This is a genomic window from Streptomyces sp. NBC_00466 (assembly GCF_041433995.1).
Classification (GTDB): Bacteria; Actinomycetota; Actinomycetes; order Streptomycetales; family Streptomycetaceae; genus Streptomyces.
Window position 1 is genome coordinate 1930055 of the sequence record NZ_CP107896.1, and the last position, 19011, is coordinate 1949065.

Below are 19011 nucleotides of genomic sequence, written 5' to 3' on the forward strand. Positions count from 1 at the left end.
ATGTCCGAGCTGAAACAGCGACTGAACACAGAGCAACTGAACACACAGCAGCTGAGCGCCCCGATCTACGCGGAGCTGTCACGGGTCGGCAAGGTGCTGGCCAGCCCCCTCCGGCTCCGCCTGCTCGACCTGCTCGACGGGCGCGAACGCACCGTCGAGCAGCTCTCCCAGGAGTCCGGCATCCCGTTCAAGAACACCTCGGCCCAGTTGCAGCAGCTCCGTTCGGCCCACCTGATCAGCAGCCGGAAGGACGGCAAGCGCGTGCTGTACCGCCTGGCCGACGACGAAGTGGCCCAGTTCCTCGGCGTGTTCCAGGAGTTCACCGAGCGGCGCCTGGCCGACCTGCGCAGCGTCATCGACGACCAGCTCGGCGACCTGAGCGAGCTGGAACCCGTGACCGCGGACGAGCTGACCACCCGGGTCGGCGGCGGAGCGCTGGTCATCGATGTCCGCCCGAGCGACGACTACGCGATGGGGCATGTGCCCGGCGCCCTCTCCCTCCCGTCCGGTCAACTCCTGAGCAGACTCGGCGAACTACCGGACGACGCCGAGATCATCGCCTACTGCCACGGGCCCTTCTGCGTGACCTCGGCCGCATGCGTCCGGCTGCTCCGGGAGCAGAACCGGCACGCACACCACCTCGTGGGCGGCTTCACCCGCTGGCACCGCACCGGACACCCCGTACACCCCGAAGCCGGCTCGTAGGGCCGGGCCGTCATGTCCCACTGAGGAGAAGGCAACCATGCGCATACGAGGAAGTCGGGTCGCCGTCGTGGGCGGCAGTATCGCCGGCTGCGCCACGGCCGTCGCCCTGACGCGGGCAGGCTGCGAGGTCACCGTGCTGGAGCGCAGCCGGGGCGGCTTGCGCGACCGCGGCGCCGGGATCACTCTCCCGGCCTCGCTCTACGGTGAGCTGCTCGACGCGGGATACCTGGATTCCGGCATGCGGACGCTGGAACGTCCCGAGCTGATCTGGCTCACCCGCGCGGAGCGGTCGGCCGAGGGCCGGGTGGTCGGCCGTCAGCCGTACCCGTCGATCATGGCGAGCTGGGCGCTGGTCTGGCGGGGGCTGCGCGGACAGGTGCCGGATCGCGACTACCACGAGGGCGCGATGGTCACCGGCGTCCGGCAGCAGGACGACGGCGTCGGGATCTGGATCAACGACCGTCCCGCCGGAACGTACGACGCCGTCGTCGGCGCCGACGGCTACCGCTCCACGGTGCGGCCGGTCGTCGCACCGGAGGCCGCCGTGCAGTACGCCGGGTACGCCGTGTGGCGCGGCGACTACCCCGCCGACCGGGGGGCGGACGGCCCGCAGTCCCCGCTGCTCGACGACTTCGTGGCGGTGGGCTTCCACGGCGGCCACGCCGTGTTCTACCGCATTCCCGACGGCGGTCCCGGCGGCTTCCGGCAGAACTGGGCGCTGTACGGCAGCGTGCCGGACGACCTCTACGCGGCCGGGGCCGCCCCGATCCCCCGGGGACAGGTCACCGAGACCGTCGCGGCCTACCTCGACGAGCTCATCACCCGCGAACTGCCGCCCCTATGGGCCGAAGCGGTGCGGCGCACCGAACGGCGCGAGCTGTCCATCAACCCCATGTACGACAACACGGTCTCCCGCTACACCAAGGGCTCCCTGCTGCTGGCCGGTGACGCCGGGGCGATCGCCCGCCCGCACACCGGCGCCGGCGCGGTGAAGGCGATCCAGGACGCCTGCGCCCTCGAACGCGCCTGCCGGGAACAGAAGACGTGGCCGGAAGCACTGGCCGCCTTCGAGACGGCGCGGTGCGGCGCCGGCAACGCCCTCACCGAACTCGGCAAGCACCTGGGGAGGATGCGCATCTCGGATTCCCCCGACTGGTCCGCCCTGACTCCGGCGGACTTCGAGTCCTGGCTGCACGCGAACACGCACGGCTGGCAGAGCGCGTACGACCCGACCTGACCCGCCCGACCTGTCTGCCCCGCCCGACCCACCTGATCCACCCGACTCACCCGACCCGTCCGATCTGTAGGAACGACGACCTCCACCACCCCACCCAGGAGGAAGAGATGTTCACCCTGCCACCCATCACCCTGCCCGGCATCGACGAGTACGCGGAGGCCCATTCGGCCCCGGACCCGGCCCAGTTGACCGGCGTCACCGGGAACGACCTGGGTATGGGCCACTTGGTCAGCGGCCAGCTCGTGAGCGGTCTGCTGCGGATGTTCATCCACACTCTTCAGCCGAAGCTGGTCCTCGACATCGGCACCTTCACCGGCTATTCGGCGCTGTCCATGGCCGTCGCCCTGCCCAAGGACTCGCGGGTGATCAGCTGTGAGATCGACCCGGAGCGGGCCGAGGTCGCCCGGAAGAACATCGCGGAGGCCGGCTACGCCGACGTCATCAGCGTGCGGGTCGGTCCCGCGCTCGACACGATCGCCGCGATCGAGGAGCCGCTGGACCTGGTCTTCATCGACGCGGACAAGCCGAACTACCACACGTACTACTCCGCGACGCTGCCCAAGCTCGCCCCCCGGGGACTGATCGCGTGCGACAACACGCTGTGGCGCGGGGAGATCATCGATGCGGACAGCACCGATTCCGACGTCCGGGCCCTGCGGCAGTTCAACGACGCCGTCGCCGCCGACCCGCGGTGCGAGTCCGTGATGCTCACCGTACGGGACGGGGTCACGCTGATCCGGCGCGCCTGAGGCGGCGGACGGTCACCGGCGGCGGAGGGTCACGCCTCCGCCAGTCCGTCCACCAGCTTCTTGGGCGCGATGAGCCGGTACGCGTCGACGACGAGCTCGCGCACTTCCGCCCAGTCGACCGGCGCATCGAGGTAGACACCGACCCAGTCGCGCCCGCCGTAGGGCGGTGAGAAGAACCGGTCGGGTTCGGCGGCGACCATCGCCTCCTTGGCACCCACCGGAGCCGGCACCCAGAAGCTCCGCCGCCCGGGCGGGTGCCGCTCCGAGATCTGGGCCAGCGTCCGCCGCCGGATCCGCCATGCCGGCTCACCGTGGTGATTGGTCCCCTCGACCACCTCGGGCAGCCCCAGACACACCGCGCGCAGCCGCTCCTCCACATCGTCCGCATCGTCCCTGGCCCTACCGTTTTCATCGGTCATAGCGTGTTCGTCCCCTCTCAGGCACTGCGGTTCCCGCGCTTGAGGATGGTCGGCTGGCTGAGTGTGTTGTCACAGCTCCTGTTCATCGTATACGATAATCCTATGGTTTCATTAGAAGGCATCGAAGAAGCCAGCCGCACCATCGACCCCCTCTTCCGCGGGACTCCACAGTTCCAGGACGACGAACTGAGCGCAGCGCTCGGCTGCCCTCTGTGGGTCAAGGTGGAGACGGTGAACCCCCTGCGCTCCTTCAAGGGCAGGGGCGCCGACTACTACATGCGTTCCCTGACCCGGGGTCAGCACGTGCAGTGCGCCTCGGCCGGTAACTTCGGCATGGCTCTCGCGTGGGCAGGACGCCGCCACGGGATCCCCGTGACCGTCTTCTGCGCACGCGACGCCAACAAGGCCAAGGTGACGCGCATCCGCCGGCTGGGAGCCCAAGTGGTACTGGTCGGGGAGGACTTCGACGAAGCCAAGGCGCACGCCCAACAGGAAGCCGGGCGGAACGGCGGGGTCACGTTCGTCGAGGACGGCGATGAGCCCCGCATCGCGGAGGGCGCCGGCACCATCGCGCTCGAACTGGCCCCCGTCCAACCGGATTCAGTCCTCGTCCCGGTAGGCAATGGCGCCCTCATCAATGGCATCGGCACCTGGACGAAAGCACGCTCACCCCACACACGCGTCATCGGTGTGTGCGCCGCAGGCGCTCCAGCCATGGCGCTGAGCTGGCAGGCCCGCGCCGCCGTCACCACACCGCACCGCCCGCGCACCTGCGCCGACGGTGTGGCGGTGCGCCGACCGGTGCCGGGCGCCGTGCGCACCATGCTCGATGTCGTCGATGACATGCTGTGCGTGGACGAATCGCACATCACGCGCGCGGTCGACCTCGCACGTACCCATCTGAGCCTGACCCTGGAGCCGGCCGGAGCTCTCGCGCTCGCCGCAGTTCTTCAGCACGGCACATCCGCCGACAGGACAGCAGCAGTCCTCACTGGCGCGAACCCGCATTCCTGAGGAACAGGGCGCCCGCTTGCCGGCCTGTGACACCGCAATGCTCATCGTATACAATAGGCAGGGTGGCGATACGTGAAACCCTTCAACTCGGACACCCTTCACTCCGTGTTCCCGCGCAGGAGATACCCCTTCCTCTCGACTCCGCAGCCGCAGCGTTGATCACGGACCTGGACGACACGCTCGCGGACTGGCAACGGCGCACCGGCTACGGCCGCGGGATCGCGGCCCCGCAGATCGGAGCCGGCGTGCGGCTGGTGCACTGCAGGCTGGAGCAGCCATGGACGCTCATCAACCCCCGCATCACGTCCCGCGCCGAGTCGACGTGGGACGTGTGGGACGGCTGCCTCAGCTTCTCTCTTCAGTTCTTCTGCACTGTCCGCCGCCACACCTGGGTCGATGTGGACTACCAGTCTCCCGACGGGCGGCACCACACCGTGCGGGCGGACGGAGAGCTGGGAGAACTGCTGCAACACGAGATCGATCACCTCGACGGGTATCTGGCCGTCGACCGCATGACCGACGCGCAGAGTCTGTGCATGCGCGCGGAGTTCGAACAACGCCATCGGGATGAGAGCCCCTACAAATCATGACCACACCCGCACCCACGCCGCACCAGCCCATCACGCGCGGCGAGCCCCTCCGGGAGAGCGTCTATGCCCGGATCGTCGAACTGATCGCAAGCGGGCACGTCACGCCGGGCGCCCCACTCACCGAAGCCTCTCTCAGCCGCACCCTGGACGTCTCACGCACCCCCGTCCGGGAGGCCCTGCTGCGCCTTCAGGCCGAGGGGGTGGTGGACTCCGCACTCGCCCGGGGTTTCATGGTCAAACCGCTCACCGCGCGCGAGTGCGGCGAACTGTATCCCGTCCTCGGCGCGTTGGAGGCGCTGGCCCTGCGATCCGTTACCCAGCCCCTCCCGCACGAGCTGATGGACCGGCTGACGTGCCGCCTCGCCGAACTCGAGCGATGCGACGACCCCGTACGGCGGCGCGAGCTGGACACCCTCCACCACGATGTGCTGGTCGGCCTCAGTGGCAACCAGTACCTCACAACCCTCACCGGTCAGCTGCGCAACAACCTCTCCCGCTACGAGATCGCCTACATGCACCACACCCCGGAGCGCGCCCATACCGACGCCGAACACCGGGAGATCCTCGCGGCTCTTGCCACCGGCGACGGGAACCTGGCGGCGACGCTGACAGAACGTCACTGGAAGGCGGGCATGGAGCGGGTGCTGACATGGCTGGCCTGAAGCAGTTACCGCCGCACGACGGGGATCGGAACGAACGGAAGAACGGTGCCGTGACCAGCATCAGCGCACGTGGTGACCTGCGGCCCCCGGGTCTGAACGCCGACGAGAAGTCGACGCTGGTGGAGTTCCTCGACTACCTCAGACGTGCTGTCGCCGCGAAGGCGTCGGGGGCTGACGACGCCGCGCTCCGAGCCGCCGGTGTGCCGTCGGGCACCAGCCTGTTGAGCCTGGTCACACATCTGACTGCGGTGGAGCACAACTGGTTCTCCTGGGCCTACGCCGGTGCTCCCGGACCGCGTCGGGACGACGGGATCCTGCCCGCGGACGACGAGACGGCCGAGGCCCTCCTGGGGGCGTACGCCACGGCGATCGAGCAGAGCAACGAAATCATCGACCGGTGTGAGGATCTGGACCGTCCGGGCGCGCGTTCACTCCGTGAGACGGCCCCCCCTCGATGCGCTGGATCCTGGTGCACATGATCGAGGAGACCGCCCGGCACGCCGGCCATGCGGACATCCTTCGCGAGCAGCTCGACGGATGCATCGGCCGGTGAAGGCAGTTTGACCGGCGGACGTCACCGAGCAGACAAGTTTCCGCACGTCCAGGGAGGTACGGCCCGGGCGCCTACCGCTCGCCCGCCGCCGGAAAGCTGGATCCCTCACTCATCGGGGCCTTGTTCCTGTCCGTCCCGCAGATCCTGGCGGCCGAAGAGACGGTCGCGGTCTGCGCGCGTTCGTTCCCTCGCATGCTCGGCCAGTGGAAGGAGGAAGGCGGGGCACTGCACTGATCCCGGTGAGGCCACCACCGCACCGCGACGGAACGCGAGATCGTACAGGGCGCGGCCCTCAGGCGCGGCCAGCAGGACGCCGGTGGCGATGTCGTCGGCCGGGTCGCCGTCACCGAACACGGGATGGCCGTGCGGGCCGTGCGGGCAGTCCGCGGCCGATGATTCCCGCCGCAGTGCAGGAATCACCGCTTCGAAACCGTCGATCATGTCGTCCAAGGTGGCTCGTTCGACTATCCGGCCGCTGCCGGCATAGTCACCCAACGCCGTCAGGCACAGCAGCAGGCCCGCACGGGATGCATCCTCGGGGGCGGCGGCCAGCTCGTCACCGAGGGAGCTGAGCGCCACTTCGGGATCGCAGTTGGGATAGTCCCAGGCGATGGACCGCAGATCGCTCATCCGCTCGAGGTCGGGCTCGGCGAGCCTTGGCCAGTCGGCGTGTCGCCGACCGGTGGCCAGCTCGCCGGCGGCACGGGCGAATCCGGCCGCGGTGCGCGGGCAGAGCCACACCTCGGGCTCCCCGGCTGATCCGTCCCAGCCGTCGACGGCGTCGGCCGCGTGCCCGTGCGCGGCGAGCAGCGGCAGCAGTTGCGTAATCTCCTCACACTTGGCGGCGAGGGGATCCTCCTCCGTCTCGTCGAGGCTGTCGGTGTCGCCTTCTGCCAGGGCATCGGTGAGGTCGCCGAAGGTGTCCTCGCAGGGATGCCATCCGTGATCGCACGGCTGCTCCCGGAAGGCGTGATCGATGGCGGTCAAACCCCTGGCGATGTCTGCCAGTTCCTTTTCGGGAACCGGTCGTGCGTCATCCTGCCCACCCAGTGAGACCAGCACTTTCGCCGTCCACAGCAACGACGCGCGGGGCGAATCAAGGGGCGGAGACGACACGGGGTTGCTCATGTGCAGAAGGACGCGCACGCGCTTGTCGAAGTTCCCGCATCTCCGCAACTCGTCACCCCCGCCACACTTCGGGCATCAGCCGAACGCGGCCCGGTGGCCGGCGGTCCAGTGCGCGCAGGTACATGCCCTCCACCCGAGAACGGCCGCCCTGTAAGAGCTGGAAGCGGACGGGTGCCTACTGGGCGGGGGTGTTGACAAGATGCCCCGAGCGGCGGACGGCGGTCAGCCCGGCACCCAGCGCGCACCCCACCAGAACGCCCACCCCGTGGTTGTTGGCCATCGCGCACAGCACGATCCCCGCCGCGGGGACGAACAGCGCCATGCGGCGCAGCGCGGCGTCCGGTCCGCGCAACGCGTATGCCACTGCCAGGGCTCCGACCAGGCCGCAGATGGCCACCGAGTTGCCGCCCCCGGTCGGGCTCCAGCCCGCCATGCTCACCGCCTGCGCCGCCACACCGGACACCAGGTACACACAGACCGTCACCGCGGGCCGCAGGACTCGCTGCGCGACCGGGACGACCGCGACCAGGGCCGCCAAGTTGAACAGCAGCTGGAGCGGGCCGCTGGACTCGATCAAGAGCGCGGTGAAGGCCCGCCACCACGGCCCTCCGGGCCGGCGCTCCAGATGGGGGATCAGCGCCGGCCACACCGTCTGCGCGAGGTTGAAGCCCACCATCACTGCGACCATCGCCGCCGCGGTGAGAGGAAGCGGCCTTTGCCGCCACGGATTCAGGAGAGCCTGCAGACCGCCTTGCGGCCCATCGCCCTGCCGGGGCCGAGCTCCGGCGGTCGGCGCGGTGAGCACCTTGATCCCCGGGCCGACCACAGCGGCGGCGCAGGCGTACAGGGGCAGGTCGTGGACGTTCATCTGTGTTTCCCTTGATCGGGCCGCGATGCGTGTCGCGGTCTTCTGGGTGTGGCTTCTTCCAGCACGGCTTCGAGAACGTGACCGTGCGCAGATCGCGGCGTCACGGGCGTCGAGGCCGGCGAAACGCGAGGTCCTCCATGGCCGGGACGTAGTTGAAGACGGTCATCCGCGAGACCCCGGCCGCCTCGGCCGTTCGCCGGCTGGTGCACGACACTCCCGCCCTGTCGGACAGCACCCACGACCGTGAACCGCCGGCCGCCGCTCTGGACCCGGACCACTCCCACCGGCCGGACGTATTCGCACGGGTCGCGGCGGCCCCACTGACCGGCGTCCGGGAGGAGCTCATCGCGGAGAACACCCGCCGTCTCCTCAGGCCGGCCGCCGTCCCGCTGCTGCGGCCAGAGCCGTACCCGCCGCGGTGAACACCGCGGCGGCGACAGGCAGGAGTGTGGCGCCGCCGGTATCCACACCGACCGCACCCAGGACACCGGCCAGAGAGACGGCAACGTAGACGGCTGCCGCGTTCAGGGACACCGTCACCGCCTGGGCTTCCGGGGCGAGGGTGACGATGCGGTGCTGCTGGGGCGTCAGTACGGAGAACGAAAGCCACCCGATGAGCAGAGTGAAAGGCGCGGCGGCCACGAACTGCCCACGGGTGAGCGGCATCAGGACGAAGGCGACGGTGAGCGCAGCCGCGACGGCGACTACCACGCGCTGCGCCCCGTACCGGTCCGCGAGCCGTCCTGCCAGCAGATTTCCGGCCGTGGCGGCAACACCGAAGATCAGCAGCACGATCGCCAGCCCGTGCGGGACCTGCGACGCCGCGGGCCCGTACACCGCGGAGATGTACTGAAAGGGGAGGTAGATCCCGATGAACACGACGAGGGTGGTGGCCAGCACGCCCAGCACCCGCCGGTCGCCCAGCGGCGCCAGCCGCGCCCGCAGTCCGGCCCCGGCGGCGAGCCGTATCCGCGGCAGGCGCACCGCCAGCAGCGGCGCGACCAGCAGCGGCAGGATCGTCACCAGCCACATGGTGGCCCGCCATCCGTACGTTTCCCCCACCACCGTGCCCAGCGGCGCGCCCAGCACCAGCGAGGTGGTCAGGCCGATGTTGACGATCGAGAAGGCGCGACCCCGGTGTCGGTTTCCGGCGAGGGCGCCCGCAGTAGTGGCGGCGTTGGGGGTGTAGAGGGCGGCGCCCACCGCGGCGAGCACGCGGGCGGCCAGCAGGGTGACGTAGCCGGGCGCCACGGCGGTTGCGGCGTTGCCCACGGCGAACACGACGAGCGCGGTGACGAGGACGGCACGCCGTGACCATCCCGCAGTGGCGGCGGCCAGCAGCGGGGAGCCGAGCGCGTAGGCGATGGCGAAAACCGTGACGAGCTGGCCTGCTGCGCCGAGGGAGAGGCCCAGGGAGTGCGCGATGTCGGGCAGCACACCGGCGATGACGAAGGCGTCCGTTCCGACGACGAAGGTGCCGAAGGCGAGCAGGGCTGCGTTGCCGCGCCACCCTTCGGCCGGGGTGGGCGGCGTGGGCGGGCCGGCCGGCGGGCGGTCAGGGGGTGGTCCGGCCGCGGCGGACGTCGGGTTCGAGGCCGTGCTGGACATGTTGGTGCTCCTCCGTGGCAGGCGCGTGCGAGGCGGAAGGGTCCCGCTCCGGAACACTCAAAGACGGAACCGATCGGGACCGAATACGAGACCCGAAATGGTACCGATCGGTTCCGTCTCCGGGGCATGAGACGGTACCGATCGGTTCCGTAAGGCGTCAAGACGGGATACCCTGGCCCCATGCCGACCCATGCACGCGAACGGCTCCTCAAGGCCGCCGAAGAACTGTTCTACGCGGAAGGCATCCGTGCCGTCGGCGTCGAGCGCCTCCTGGCCGCCTCCGGCGTCGGGCGGGCATCGTTCTACCGCCACTTTCCCGGCAAGGACGACCTCGTGGTCGCCGTCGTCGAGGAGTACGGGCAACGCTGGCTGGCCCGGCTGCGGGAGGAGGTCGCGCGGCGCGGAGGCGACCCGCTCGCCGTGTTCGACGTACTCGCCGAGCGCTTCGCCGCGCCCGGCTTCCGCGGCTGCACCGCGATCACCACGATGGTCGAGACGGCCGACCTCGACAGTCCGGCGCACCGCGCCGCCGCCATCCACAAGGCTGAACTCACCGACTACCTGGCGGAATTGGTCGACGCCACTGGACGGCCCGACCCGTACGGCACGGCTGAGCACCTCGTACTACTGGTCGACGGCGCCATCGTCATGGCACTACGCGAGCGCTCTGCCGCGCCCGCACACCGGGCCCGCACGCTCGCCGCGGCGCTGCTGGCCTGAGCGCCGGGCCTGAAGGCATCCTCATTCGCCGGACTGTCCGCGGCACTCCGGCACGTACCGCCCACAGCCGCCGGCCGCCGCCCCCGCCAGAACCCTGACAGCGCCCTTTCGTCTGCCAGCGACCCGGCAACCGCCGCAAAGAGCACCCGCAGCGGCCGCGAGCCCAGCAGGGATCGCCCCGGAAGGGAAGACGTGACCAGGACCTCAGGCAGCGCACCCAGCCACCGCATCACGCCGCCGACCCGCGGAACACACAAAGGCACCCGCCAACACCCCGGCCTTCGAACGTTTCCACAGGGAACGCCGCAACAACCAGCCGTCACGTCCGCGACAGCTCACCTGCCTGGGATTTCATGCCGCTGCCAGGAAGCCGGGACTGTCACACGTTGAAGCGGAACTCCACCACAACCCCTCTGAACTGCGTAAATGCAGGCGCATCCCAGCACCATCCCAGCACGGGATTCACGACAAAGTACAACTGCGCTCAGGACCGCCAACGCTACACAACAGTGGAAGCAGGTGACGCGGGCACGGCTGCTTGAGCGTGCCATCCGATGCGATCTCGGAGGTGACCATGGCCGCCCAAAGCGGCTGAGCAGTCCGGAGAGGTCTCCACTTACTGACATCCTGCTGGCGCGGTGCGCACGCCGTCAGACCCCATCCTCTGCCTCTTCGCTGTGGATGCGCTGAGCCAGATCCCACAGACTCAATCCATCCGACTGATACCAGCGAGCCGTTCCCTGATTGGCCACGGGGCGCTCGTCCCAGTCGGCATCCGCCCACATCTTCGACACCAGACCGGAAGGCGAGTACTGCTGCTCGTCGTACGCCCACAAGATCGGCTTGGTCCGGTGATTAACCCAGGTCGCCTGGCGTCGCCTTTCGTCTTCAACTAGCCACTCTCCCATGGCGTCACGCTCGGGCTCGTTCAGGGCTTCGTACCGGAGGGGGGCTCCATCCTTGATGACACGCCGGTCGACCAGGAGCGGCACGGTGTTCGGGCGACGCGGCTTGCGCTCCTTCGTGGGAGGTTCGGGAACGGCGACGCCATCGGCCAGATCGCCCAGGACACGCTTCGCGAGTTCCGCACATGTCTCCGCGGTCTGGAAAGCAGCCCTGATTTGGGGACGCGGCCCGTAACCAGTAACGATCTGATGGGTCAGCCGACGGACCAGTTCCGGTACCAAGGCAGGAATCTTCTCCAGCACCTCGCTGTCCCAGTCGAAGTCGGGGTCGTCAATACTCGAGGCGCCGAGATGCTGGAAAATCAAGTGGGTTACGAGAAAGCTCCCATGCTCCGTGGTCGCAGCCTCGCGGCTGTTCCCCCCACTGCCCAGCTCGTAGACTGCGCTCCTTGCCGCGCGCAGCGTGAGCACGGAGCGCCACACCTTCTGCGGGGAGGGTTCGCGTTTGAACAGCACGGTGTGGCTGCCCTTGGAACCTTGCTCCCAAAGATTCTCGGTGGAGCTGGCAGCCCGGGCGGACTGTTCTGCATCCGGATGCAGGCAGGCAAGAGCGAGGGCAAGTTCGTCCAATGAGCAACCGGTCTCGGGTGCAGCGACCGGCTCACCCCTCTTAATCACGTACTGCTTGCGCAGCTCGGCGCGCAGGTTGGCCTTGATCGCCTGGTGTACGGGTTCGAGCGCGATGTGATCGCGCTGTTCAATGGCGTTCTGCCGATTCGCCGCCTGCGAGACCTGGACGCCGAACTTCCGGTCCTCATATGTATTGATGACCTTGATACTCAGAGTGGCATGGGCCGCAGCCTCACCGTCATCATGCATGGCTCTGGCGACTGCCCGTACCGTCTGAGCACCGTTGACGATGCTCGCCCCTGTCACGGTGAGCGTGGTCGGCCTGCTCTGCGGTGCCTTGGCGCTGTCGTGCTTCGCCGTAAGCGAGTCGCAGATCATGGTGATGCCGTTGTTCAAGTGCCAGAATCTGGTGGGATCGGACGTAAGAGTCTGACCAATCTCCGCATTGGTGACGGTGGTCCCGAGCGGAGCGCGGAGATTCTGCTCGAACAGACCGGTACCGTGCGTCTCGTACCACTCAGCGACGCTCTCGGCGGAGACCGTGCCCTGATACGCCTCGAGCGGTCCTTTTTGCTGGTACCAGTCGTCAAGACGTACATCTAGGCGGATCGGCTCCGGCCGAAGGTCCGCATGAATCTGATCGTGGAAGTCCGCGGCGTACAGCACCTCGACGCTCAATCGGGCGCCGTGCTTGTTGAACTCCTCGAGGGCATTGTCGAGAACCTCGCGTGCGGGCGGAGAGGGCTCCACGGTACCCATCAGCGCGATGACCAGAATGGCTCTCTCGTTGACGATAAACGGCCTGGCCTCCAGGGCCAGGGCGCCCGCACGCTGGTTGAACTGGTCGTACAACTCGTTTTCGATCCGGTTGAGACCATCCACCATCGCCTTGGCCGCATCCACATCGAACGTCGCCGTGCCCTTATCGCTCCACTTCGCTTGGACCAGCAGAGCCTGACCACTCTCCGGCAGGGGGGCGATGGCATCCATTCCTTGATCCGCGATGCCGTCCGTCACGAACCGGGCTGCCTCGGCCACGCTGCACTTGGCCACGCGTCGTACCGCCAGGGCTGCGAGGGCACGGGAGAGGAAGCGCTGTTCGTAATTGCCCCCACGGAAGTGGGCAATATCGCTGTCATCTATCACCCCGTCAAATGTCTCGTGCAGCTGCTCGCGCACCTGCGTTACCTGGCGAGGTATGTCCGCGCCCGAGGTGGCCATTGATGGTCGCCTTCCCACTGGTGGTGTCTTCTTGATCGCCTAGACCTGCGTCTTGATCCCCGACCCGTTGCCACGCTGCCGGAGACTGAAGTCCACGACGACCAAGGCAACACCAGCCGTGTCGATCGTGGCTTCCACCCAGCCCATGGCCACCTCGAGGGGTACACGTCGCGCGCCGAGCCAACCGTCGCGCACCAGTCGGGCGAAGTCGGTCGGCACCAGGTGGCGGGTGAGCGCGCCCACGGGTGGGCCGGGGAGACTGGTCTCCCCTGCGGCCGAGATCGCAGCGGTGACTTGGTCGTAGGGGTAAATCGCACCGGAACTCGTACGGTGCAGAGCCACGGTGAATGGCACCGGCTCATGAATGCGGAGAAAGAGAGGGTCTTCCAGCAAGCTGTAATCGTCGGCACTCTGCCGAGCGCGTCTCGGGAGACGACGAACACGACTGTGGAACTCATCCAGCCTGTGCCGGGCGTCAGACGAAAAGAGTCCGTTCGGGTCGGGACGCACGTAACGTAGTATGACGAGCGTCTGGGTCTCGACGTGATAGTAGTAGGCGTCGAGGGAGCCCTCCCGACCATCCGCCACCCGCCGATCGGTTATCGACGTGACCTCAAAGTCGTAGCTTCGGTTACCTCCGCCACTTGCAAACGTTCGGACGACGGTCTCACCGATGCCGCTGAACCTCGCCCCTACCCATCCACGGATGTCGTCAAGCGTCGGCTGAACTGCAGTCCCTGTGAGCCCGCTGATAAAAGCTCCGTGGGCGGCTGTCTGGTCCCAAAGGTGTACCTCCGAGAAGTCATTCGGGGCCAACCCGGCGATCTTGGCGAAGAGCAGCAGAGCGTCGCGCTCATCACGCCATCGTAGTTCGCCCTCACTCCATCCTTCGGCTTCGTCGAGCAGAGGCATCAGCCTCCGAACTTCGGCCGCGACATCAGGGGAAATCCGCCGCAGATTGGCGAATATGGTGTCGGCGTCGACTGTGACAGGACCACTTTCCGGTAACGATTTGGAGAGACTGGAGTCTTGCTCGCCACCAGCGCACCAGAGCCCTGAGACAGGAACAATGCCTCGAAAGCTTCGCGCACGGGTGACAACGACCTTCCGGTCGCGGTCGGTCTCATGAGCAGGGCGCACGATTCCCAGCCCCCAGATGCGCTCAGGTTGCTCCCCGCCACCTCCATCACCCTGCTGGCCGGCAGGAGCAAGCAGGATCGCGAGGTGTGACTTAACCTCAGGCCAGGCACGGCAGGGTTGGGAGTAGGACCTTTCCTTGGCGTGATCGGCATCGAGCAGACCAAGCAAGTCGTTGTCAGGGCGCAGAATCGCCAGCCGCGGCGATCTCGCCGGAGACGGAAGGTCTACCCGCCTTGGTTGTGCGAATGTCATCTACTCCCCCGAACCACCTGCCACCACACCGAGCCAGGCTCAGGCGGATGGTAGCGCGCCAGCTTCAGCTTCCGCCCTAAAGCCGGCCTCTGTGAGAAAGCCGCTGGGATGCCCCGCCAAAAACATACAGCCCATCCCGCGCCCGTGTGCACGCCACGAACAATAGGCACCGCTCGGGGGGCTTGTTCTTGGGCCTTCCTGTACGAGCGCATCACGCAAAACGTTCTCAAGAGGCGGTCGCATGGCCAAAGGCTAATCCGGAGGGTTCACAAGGATCCGAGGACGAGTTCGCAGGGCTCGATGACGAACACTCAGGCGATGTGCAACTGATCTCCATCTGGCGCTTCCGAAGCCCCGGTCGAAGCCGGATGCCCTGACGTCTTGGACGCGTCCCCCTCCAGCGCATAGGCAAGCGCGAGTGCAATCCGCTCGATCCAGTTGAGGGCGTCCGTGACATCAGCCTCGCTGATCTGGCGGCGCTGCTTCAGGTCGCCGTCGATCAGATCCGCGTCATGTGCGATCTGGTTGCGCCGGCGGAGCAGCAGGATGTACTGACCGCGCAGCCGCTTCTCGTCGTATGAAGTGCGGTACTGGCTCCACCGGTTGACCCACTTCGCCGCCTCCCGCCACACCTTGACGTCGGTGACGAGCGACATCACCTTCGCGATGGCATCAGGGTTCTGCAAGGTCTGGCGGGCGATGTCCTGGCGCACCCGCTCCGCGACCACCTCGGCGGTGGTCGATTCGCCCCGCTGCACCCTCTCCAGGTAGTGCAGCGGCAACGGGTAGTCACGGAGCTTCCGCGGCATGTCCGGGTCGTCCTTTGCAGCTTCCTCGGCGACCCGGCGCAACACCTCTTCCTGCACCCAGTGTTCGAGGGCAGCGATGGACTGCACCCAGGCGGCTCGGTAGAAATCGCCGGTATCGATGCCCTTGGGGCTGAGCACCTCCAGCGCCTGCCCGGCTCGCACCATCTGGCGTGCGTACGACAGGTTCGTGACGAACGACTCGAACTGACGGGTCTGAGGATGTGCGATGGCCATGCATACCTCTGTGCGGCGCGCGGTAGGACGGGGAACTTTGGAACGTGAACTCCTGATGTTCCCTGTACCGCAGAGGTATCAGTCAAGCGGCTTCACGGATCACGGTCGGTTTGTGGCTCGATCTGATCGGTTCGGCCCTTCACTCTCTTGCGGCAGGATTCCGTGACGGCGGGCGAGCAACCATGGCCAGTTGCAGGAGCATGTGATGGCCGATCAGACGTGGGGCCAGTTCACCGCCGGAGCCGTAGACGACGTAGCAGGATTTGCCATCGGCGCTGTCGCAGGGGATGTAGCGGGGTTTGCCGATGGGTGTCCGCCGTTGTGGCTGTCGCGGCTGCGGCATCATCGGGCCGGCGCCTCGTCGAGACGGTTCTAGCGAAGGAACCTTCAGCATCGCTGTCCCGGAGTGCCACCAGCAGCCGCACGGAAGCGCCGAAGGCCACAGGGCACTTCGCATTGCAGCTCTTCGGCGCGGTGACAACGAACCTTCGGCCGTCGTCAGACCTCTTCCGCCTCCGGTACGTCCACATCCGCGCCAAGCGACTTCGCGATGGCCGTGAACTCGGCCAGAGCGGACTGGAGATCGCGCACGATCTCCTCGGCGATGACCTCCGGCTCCAGGTCGCTGTCCGCGTCCTCCAGGGCCGGATCCTTCATCCACGTGATGTCAAGGTTGACCTTGTCGCGCGCCGTCAACTCCTCGTACGTGTATGACTTCCAGGGGCCGTTGTCGTCCTCGTCAGCGACGCGGACAGCCAGCGGCTCGCCCGCCTTGTACTTGGCTACGAAGTCGTCCAGGTGGGGGCGGGTCAGCGGGCGCTGCTTCATGGTGAAGTGCTGGCCGGTGCGGAAATCGTAGACCCAGGTGACGGTGGTGTGCGGTTTGCCGTCGGCGCGCGGGGGCTTCTTGTCGAAGAAGAGGACGTTGGCTTTGACGCCGCCCGCGTAGAAGATGCCGGTGGGCAGGCGCAGGATCGTGTGCAGGTCGAACTCGTCCAGCAGCTTGCGGCGGATCTTCTCGCCTGCGCCGCCCTCAAAGAGGACGTTGTCCGGGAGGACGACGGCCGCCCGGCCGTTCACCGCGGTCAGCGACATGATGTGCTGAAGGAAGTTGAGCTGCTTGTTGGTCGTGGTGGCGGTGAAGTCGTCGCGGTCGTACTGGACGTCCTCCCTCTCCAGGTCACCGTCCTGGCCGATCACGGTGATTGCGGACTTGCGTCCGAAGGGCGGGTTGGCAAGGACGAGTGAGGCGTGCCGCCCGCTCGGCTTCTCGGCGAGCGCGTCGCTGACGTCGATCAGGCTCGGGCCGTCGCTCTTGCCGATGCCGTGGAGGAGCATGTTCATGGCGGCGAGGCGGGCGGTACCGGTGACCAACTCGTTGCCCCAGATCTTGCGGCCACTGTCGTACGCCTTGCGGGCCTCAAGGTCCATGTCCTTGATGTGGTGCCGGGTGATGTACGTGTGCGCGGCGATCAGGAAGCCGCCGGTGCCACAGGCGGGGTCGGTGATGGTGTCGTCCGGACCGGGTCGGGTCACGTCCACCATCGCGTCGATGAGCGCACGCGGCGTGAAGTACTGGCCGGCGCCGGTCTTGGTGTCGGACGCCCCCTTGGCGAGCAGCCCCTCGTAAGCGTCGCCCTTGAGGTCGGTGCCGGTGACCGTCCACTCCTCGCGACCGATCAGCTCCACGACCAGCTTTTCGAGCAGCGCGGGCTTGGTGATCCGGTTCTGCGCGTCGGCGAAGATCGTGCCGATGGTGGTGTGGGGCTTACGGCCCAGGTGCTCCAGGATGGCGCGGTAGTGCGCTTCGAGCTCCGCTCCGCGCTTGCTGACGAGGGACTTCCAGTTGTAATCCTCCGGAACGATGTCGCTGAGGTCGCGGCCCTCCCACGAGTCGTCCTCGATCTCATCGACCATCTTCAGGAAGAGCAGGTACGAGAGCTGCTCTACGTACTCGATGGTCGACATGCCGTTGTCGCGGAGGACGTTGCAGTAGTTCCAGAGCTTGGCGACCAGGGTGTTGGTCTGCGCGGCGGCCTTCTTCGACTTGGGCGTCTCGGTGAGGGGGACGCCCTCGGCGGAGGGGGCGGCTTCGTCGTCTGGCGTCGGGACGGGGGCGGTCACTGGAAGAGCTCCTGCTGAACGGTGGTGACGGGGGCGGGGGTTGGGGCGGGTGCGGGGGCGGCCTCGGTCACCTTGGCTGCGGTGGCCGTCTTGCGGGGGCGCGCGGCGCGCTTGGTTTTTCGGGCGGGCTTGGCGGCGTCGCGCTCGGCGGCGATGCGGGCGAGGAGGGTGGTGGCGGGTTCGTCCGTGGGGTTCTGGGGGATCAGATTGCCGTTGAACGCCTTCCGGAGCAGGGCCGACCGCAGAGCGTCTGCCCGCCGAGTAGCACGGTCTACTTCACGGCCGATCGCCTCGGTGCCTGACAGCAACTCTTCGCAGCGCTGGACTAGATCTTTCTGGATCTCCAGAGGGGGAATCGGGAACTCGACCACTTTCAAGCGCTTTGACGACAAGTGGGCGATGTTCGTCGTGATGCGCACCTCGCGCATGAACCTGCGAGCGTGCAAATGTCGCCGGAACACCATGAGTGCCCATTCAGGGAGAACGCCCGGACCCGCCTGGAATCGCAACAGACTGTTCGTAAATGCAACATTCTCCGGAACTCCGCGGTACATCGCTGGACGGCCCACCAAATGCGGGCTCTGCCCTTCGTTCAGGAGGATGTCCCCCTTGTGGAGCCGATACTTCTCAAAGATCCCCGAGAAATCCATTTCCATGACGCTGGAGATGTCGATCCGGTCTTCGAAAACATTGGCCACGCGCAGGTAGGGACGCATTTCGGGACCGTGATGCCAGTCAGGGTGCCGGGCTCGCCCCAACTCCAGAGTTCCAGCCTCACCGACAGTCGTAACTGTCCAACCGGCGGGGGCTGTATCGGGAACCAATGAGGTGAAGACCGACTTGCGTAGAACCTCGATCCGCTTGCGCGCCAGCCGCAGCGTCTGCTCGGCCGCGTCGAGCCGGGAGAGCTGCTCTTCGAGGGCCTCGACGATGCGGTGCTGTTCGGCGAGCGGGGGTACTGGGACCCTGACGCGCTTGAGCGACGCGCCGGAAATTCCCGCTTGCCCGGCGGATGTCTTGACCTGGCCTCGCACTTGTTCACGTACACGCGGCGAGGCCCACGCATAGGCCAGGAACCGGGAATTCACGACTTCCGCTGGGACGCGTACCCGAATAAGCTTGTCTGGATACGCTAGTTCAGGTACACCATCGGGAACCCTCGCCCCCGCACCAACATATTCAGGGTTTCCGTTGTATCGAGTGAACAGCAAGTCGCCGGGCATCACATCGCCCGCCTGGTCCTGCACTTCTTGCCAGTCCAACCCCGTGTACCGCAAGTCGTCCAGACTTAGCCGAATCGGCCGGACCGCACCGATCCGAAGAATCGGCGTACCGTTCGGCTCCGTACCAGGCCGTGATACGTACATCCCGTTCTTGACGGACGTAGCGATCTCCCCGAGCTCCGCCCAGGCCCACCCTTCCGGCAACCCGCCCACACCCATA

19 protein-coding genes are annotated in these 19011 nt (G+C 67.2%); 10 read left to right on the plus strand and 9 right to left on the minus strand.

The genetic code is table 11. From position 1 onward, the window contains the following. From OG210_RS08495 to OG210_RS08505, 3 genes are all read left to right on the plus strand, one after another. Positions 1-705: an ArsR family transcriptional regulator gene (locus tag OG210_RS08495; RefSeq protein ID WP_328330893.1), complete on the plus strand. Its 705-nt coding sequence runs from the start codon at positions 1-3 to the stop codon at positions 703-705. 37 nt (positions 706-742) lie between these two features. Beyond that, positions 743-1942: an FAD-dependent monooxygenase gene (locus OG210_RS08500; RefSeq protein WP_328330891.1), complete on the plus strand. Its 1200-nt coding sequence runs from the start codon at positions 743-745 to the stop codon at positions 1940-1942. A 107-nt stretch (positions 1943-2049) separates the two neighbouring features. Next, positions 2050-2691, plus strand: coding sequence for an O-methyltransferase (locus OG210_RS08505; RefSeq protein ID WP_328330889.1), 642 nt, complete (start codon positions 2050-2052; stop codon positions 2689-2691). 29 nt (positions 2692-2720) lie between these two features. Here the strand turns inward: OG210_RS08505 and OG210_RS08510 are convergent, their stop codons facing one another. Then, positions 2721-3110: an MmcQ/YjbR family DNA-binding protein gene (locus OG210_RS08510; protein ID WP_328330887.1), complete on the minus strand. Its 390-nt coding sequence runs from the start codon at positions 3108-3110 to the stop codon at positions 2721-2723. A 102-nt stretch (positions 3111-3212) separates the two neighbouring features. Here OG210_RS08510 and OG210_RS08515 point away from each other — a divergent pair, with 102 nt between their 5' ends. From OG210_RS08515 to OG210_RS08535, 5 genes are all read left to right on the plus strand, one after another. Then, a complete protein-coding gene (locus OG210_RS08515; protein WP_328330885.1) occupies positions 3213-4124 on the plus strand; it encodes a threonine/serine dehydratase in 912 nt (303 codons plus the stop codon). A 62-nt stretch (positions 4125-4186) separates the two neighbouring features. Continuing rightward, the gene (locus OG210_RS08520; RefSeq protein ID WP_328330883.1) at positions 4187-4714 is read left to right on the plus strand and encodes a peptide deformylase; all 528 of its coding nucleotides are present in this window, start codon (positions 4187-4189) and stop codon (positions 4712-4714) included. Then, positions 4711-5376: a GntR family transcriptional regulator gene (locus tag OG210_RS08525; protein WP_328330881.1), complete on the plus strand. Its 666-nt coding sequence runs from the start codon at positions 4711-4713 to the stop codon at positions 5374-5376. Before OG210_RS08520 ends, OG210_RS08525 begins: the two co-directional genes overlap by 4 nt. A 50-nt stretch (positions 5377-5426) precedes the next feature. Beyond that, complete coding sequence (locus OG210_RS08530) at positions 5427-5855, plus strand: DUF664 domain-containing protein (protein WP_328330879.1); 429 nt, start codon at positions 5427-5429, stop codon at positions 5853-5855. Next, complete coding sequence (locus OG210_RS08535; protein WP_371540217.1) at positions 5852-5929, plus strand: DUF664 domain-containing protein; 78 nt, start codon at positions 5852-5854, stop codon at positions 5927-5929. The genes OG210_RS08530 and OG210_RS08535 overlap by 4 nt, the downstream gene beginning before the upstream one ends. 105 nt (positions 5930-6034) lie before the next feature. On the opposite strand, the gene OG210_RS08540 is transcribed toward OG210_RS08535, so the two are convergent. Both OG210_RS08540 and OG210_RS08545 read right to left on the minus strand, forming a co-directional pair. Then, complete coding sequence (locus OG210_RS08540; RefSeq protein WP_328330877.1) at positions 6035-7057, minus strand: hypothetical protein; 1023 nt, start codon at positions 7055-7057, stop codon at positions 6035-6037. A gap of 175 nt (positions 7058-7232) precedes the next feature. Then, the gene (locus tag OG210_RS08545; RefSeq protein WP_328330875.1) at positions 7233-7925 is read right to left on the minus strand and encodes a rhomboid family intramembrane serine protease; all 693 of its coding nucleotides are present in this window, start codon (positions 7923-7925) and stop codon (positions 7233-7235) included. Positions 7926-8077: 152 nt separating this feature from the next. Between OG210_RS08545 and OG210_RS08550 the strand changes: the two genes are divergently transcribed. Continuing rightward, the gene (locus OG210_RS08550) at positions 8078-8347 is read left to right on the plus strand and encodes a hypothetical protein (RefSeq protein WP_328330873.1); all 270 of its coding nucleotides are present in this window, start codon (positions 8078-8080) and stop codon (positions 8345-8347) included. On the opposite strand, the gene OG210_RS08555 is transcribed toward OG210_RS08550, so the two are convergent. Beyond that, on the minus strand, positions 8295-9533 hold the full coding sequence (locus OG210_RS08555) for an MFS transporter (RefSeq protein WP_328330871.1): 1239 nt from the start codon (positions 9531-9533) through the stop codon (positions 8295-8297). The two genes, OG210_RS08550 and OG210_RS08555, sit on opposite strands and share 53 nt — an antisense overlap. A 180-nt stretch (positions 9534-9713) precedes the next feature. On the opposite strand from OG210_RS08555, the gene OG210_RS08560 reads away from it, so the two are divergent. Beyond that, a complete protein-coding gene (locus tag OG210_RS08560) occupies positions 9714-10253 on the plus strand; it encodes a helix-turn-helix domain-containing protein (protein WP_328330869.1) in 540 nt (179 codons plus the stop codon). Between the two features lie 650 nt (positions 10254-10903). Here OG210_RS08560 and OG210_RS08565 read toward each other — a convergent pair. The 5 genes from OG210_RS08565 to OG210_RS08585 all read right to left on the minus strand — a co-directional run bounded on the left by OG210_RS08565 (position 10904) and on the right by OG210_RS08585 (position 19010). After that, positions 10904-12967: an AIPR family protein gene (locus tag OG210_RS08565; RefSeq protein ID WP_328330867.1), complete on the minus strand. Its 2064-nt coding sequence runs from the start codon at positions 12965-12967 to the stop codon at positions 10904-10906. A gap of 81 nt (positions 12968-13048) precedes the next feature. Further along, entirely contained in the window at positions 13049-13921 is an 873-nt protein-coding gene (locus OG210_RS08570; protein ID WP_328330865.1) for a hypothetical protein, read from the minus strand. Between the two features lie 791 nt (positions 13922-14712). Then, positions 14713-15444, minus strand: coding sequence for a hypothetical protein (locus OG210_RS08575; RefSeq protein ID WP_328330863.1), 732 nt, complete (start codon positions 15442-15444; stop codon positions 14713-14715). Between the two features lie 498 nt (positions 15445-15942). Then, a complete protein-coding gene (locus OG210_RS08580; protein WP_328330861.1) occupies positions 15943-17568 on the minus strand; it encodes a class I SAM-dependent DNA methyltransferase in 1626 nt (541 codons plus the stop codon). After that, positions 17565-19010 (minus strand): restriction endonuclease subunit S, encoded by a 1446-nt coding sequence (locus tag OG210_RS08585; protein WP_328335590.1) that lies wholly within the window; start codon positions 19008-19010, stop codon positions 17565-17567. Before OG210_RS08585 ends, OG210_RS08580 begins: the two co-directional genes overlap by 4 nt. Between the last annotated feature and the right edge of the window lies 1 nt (position 19011).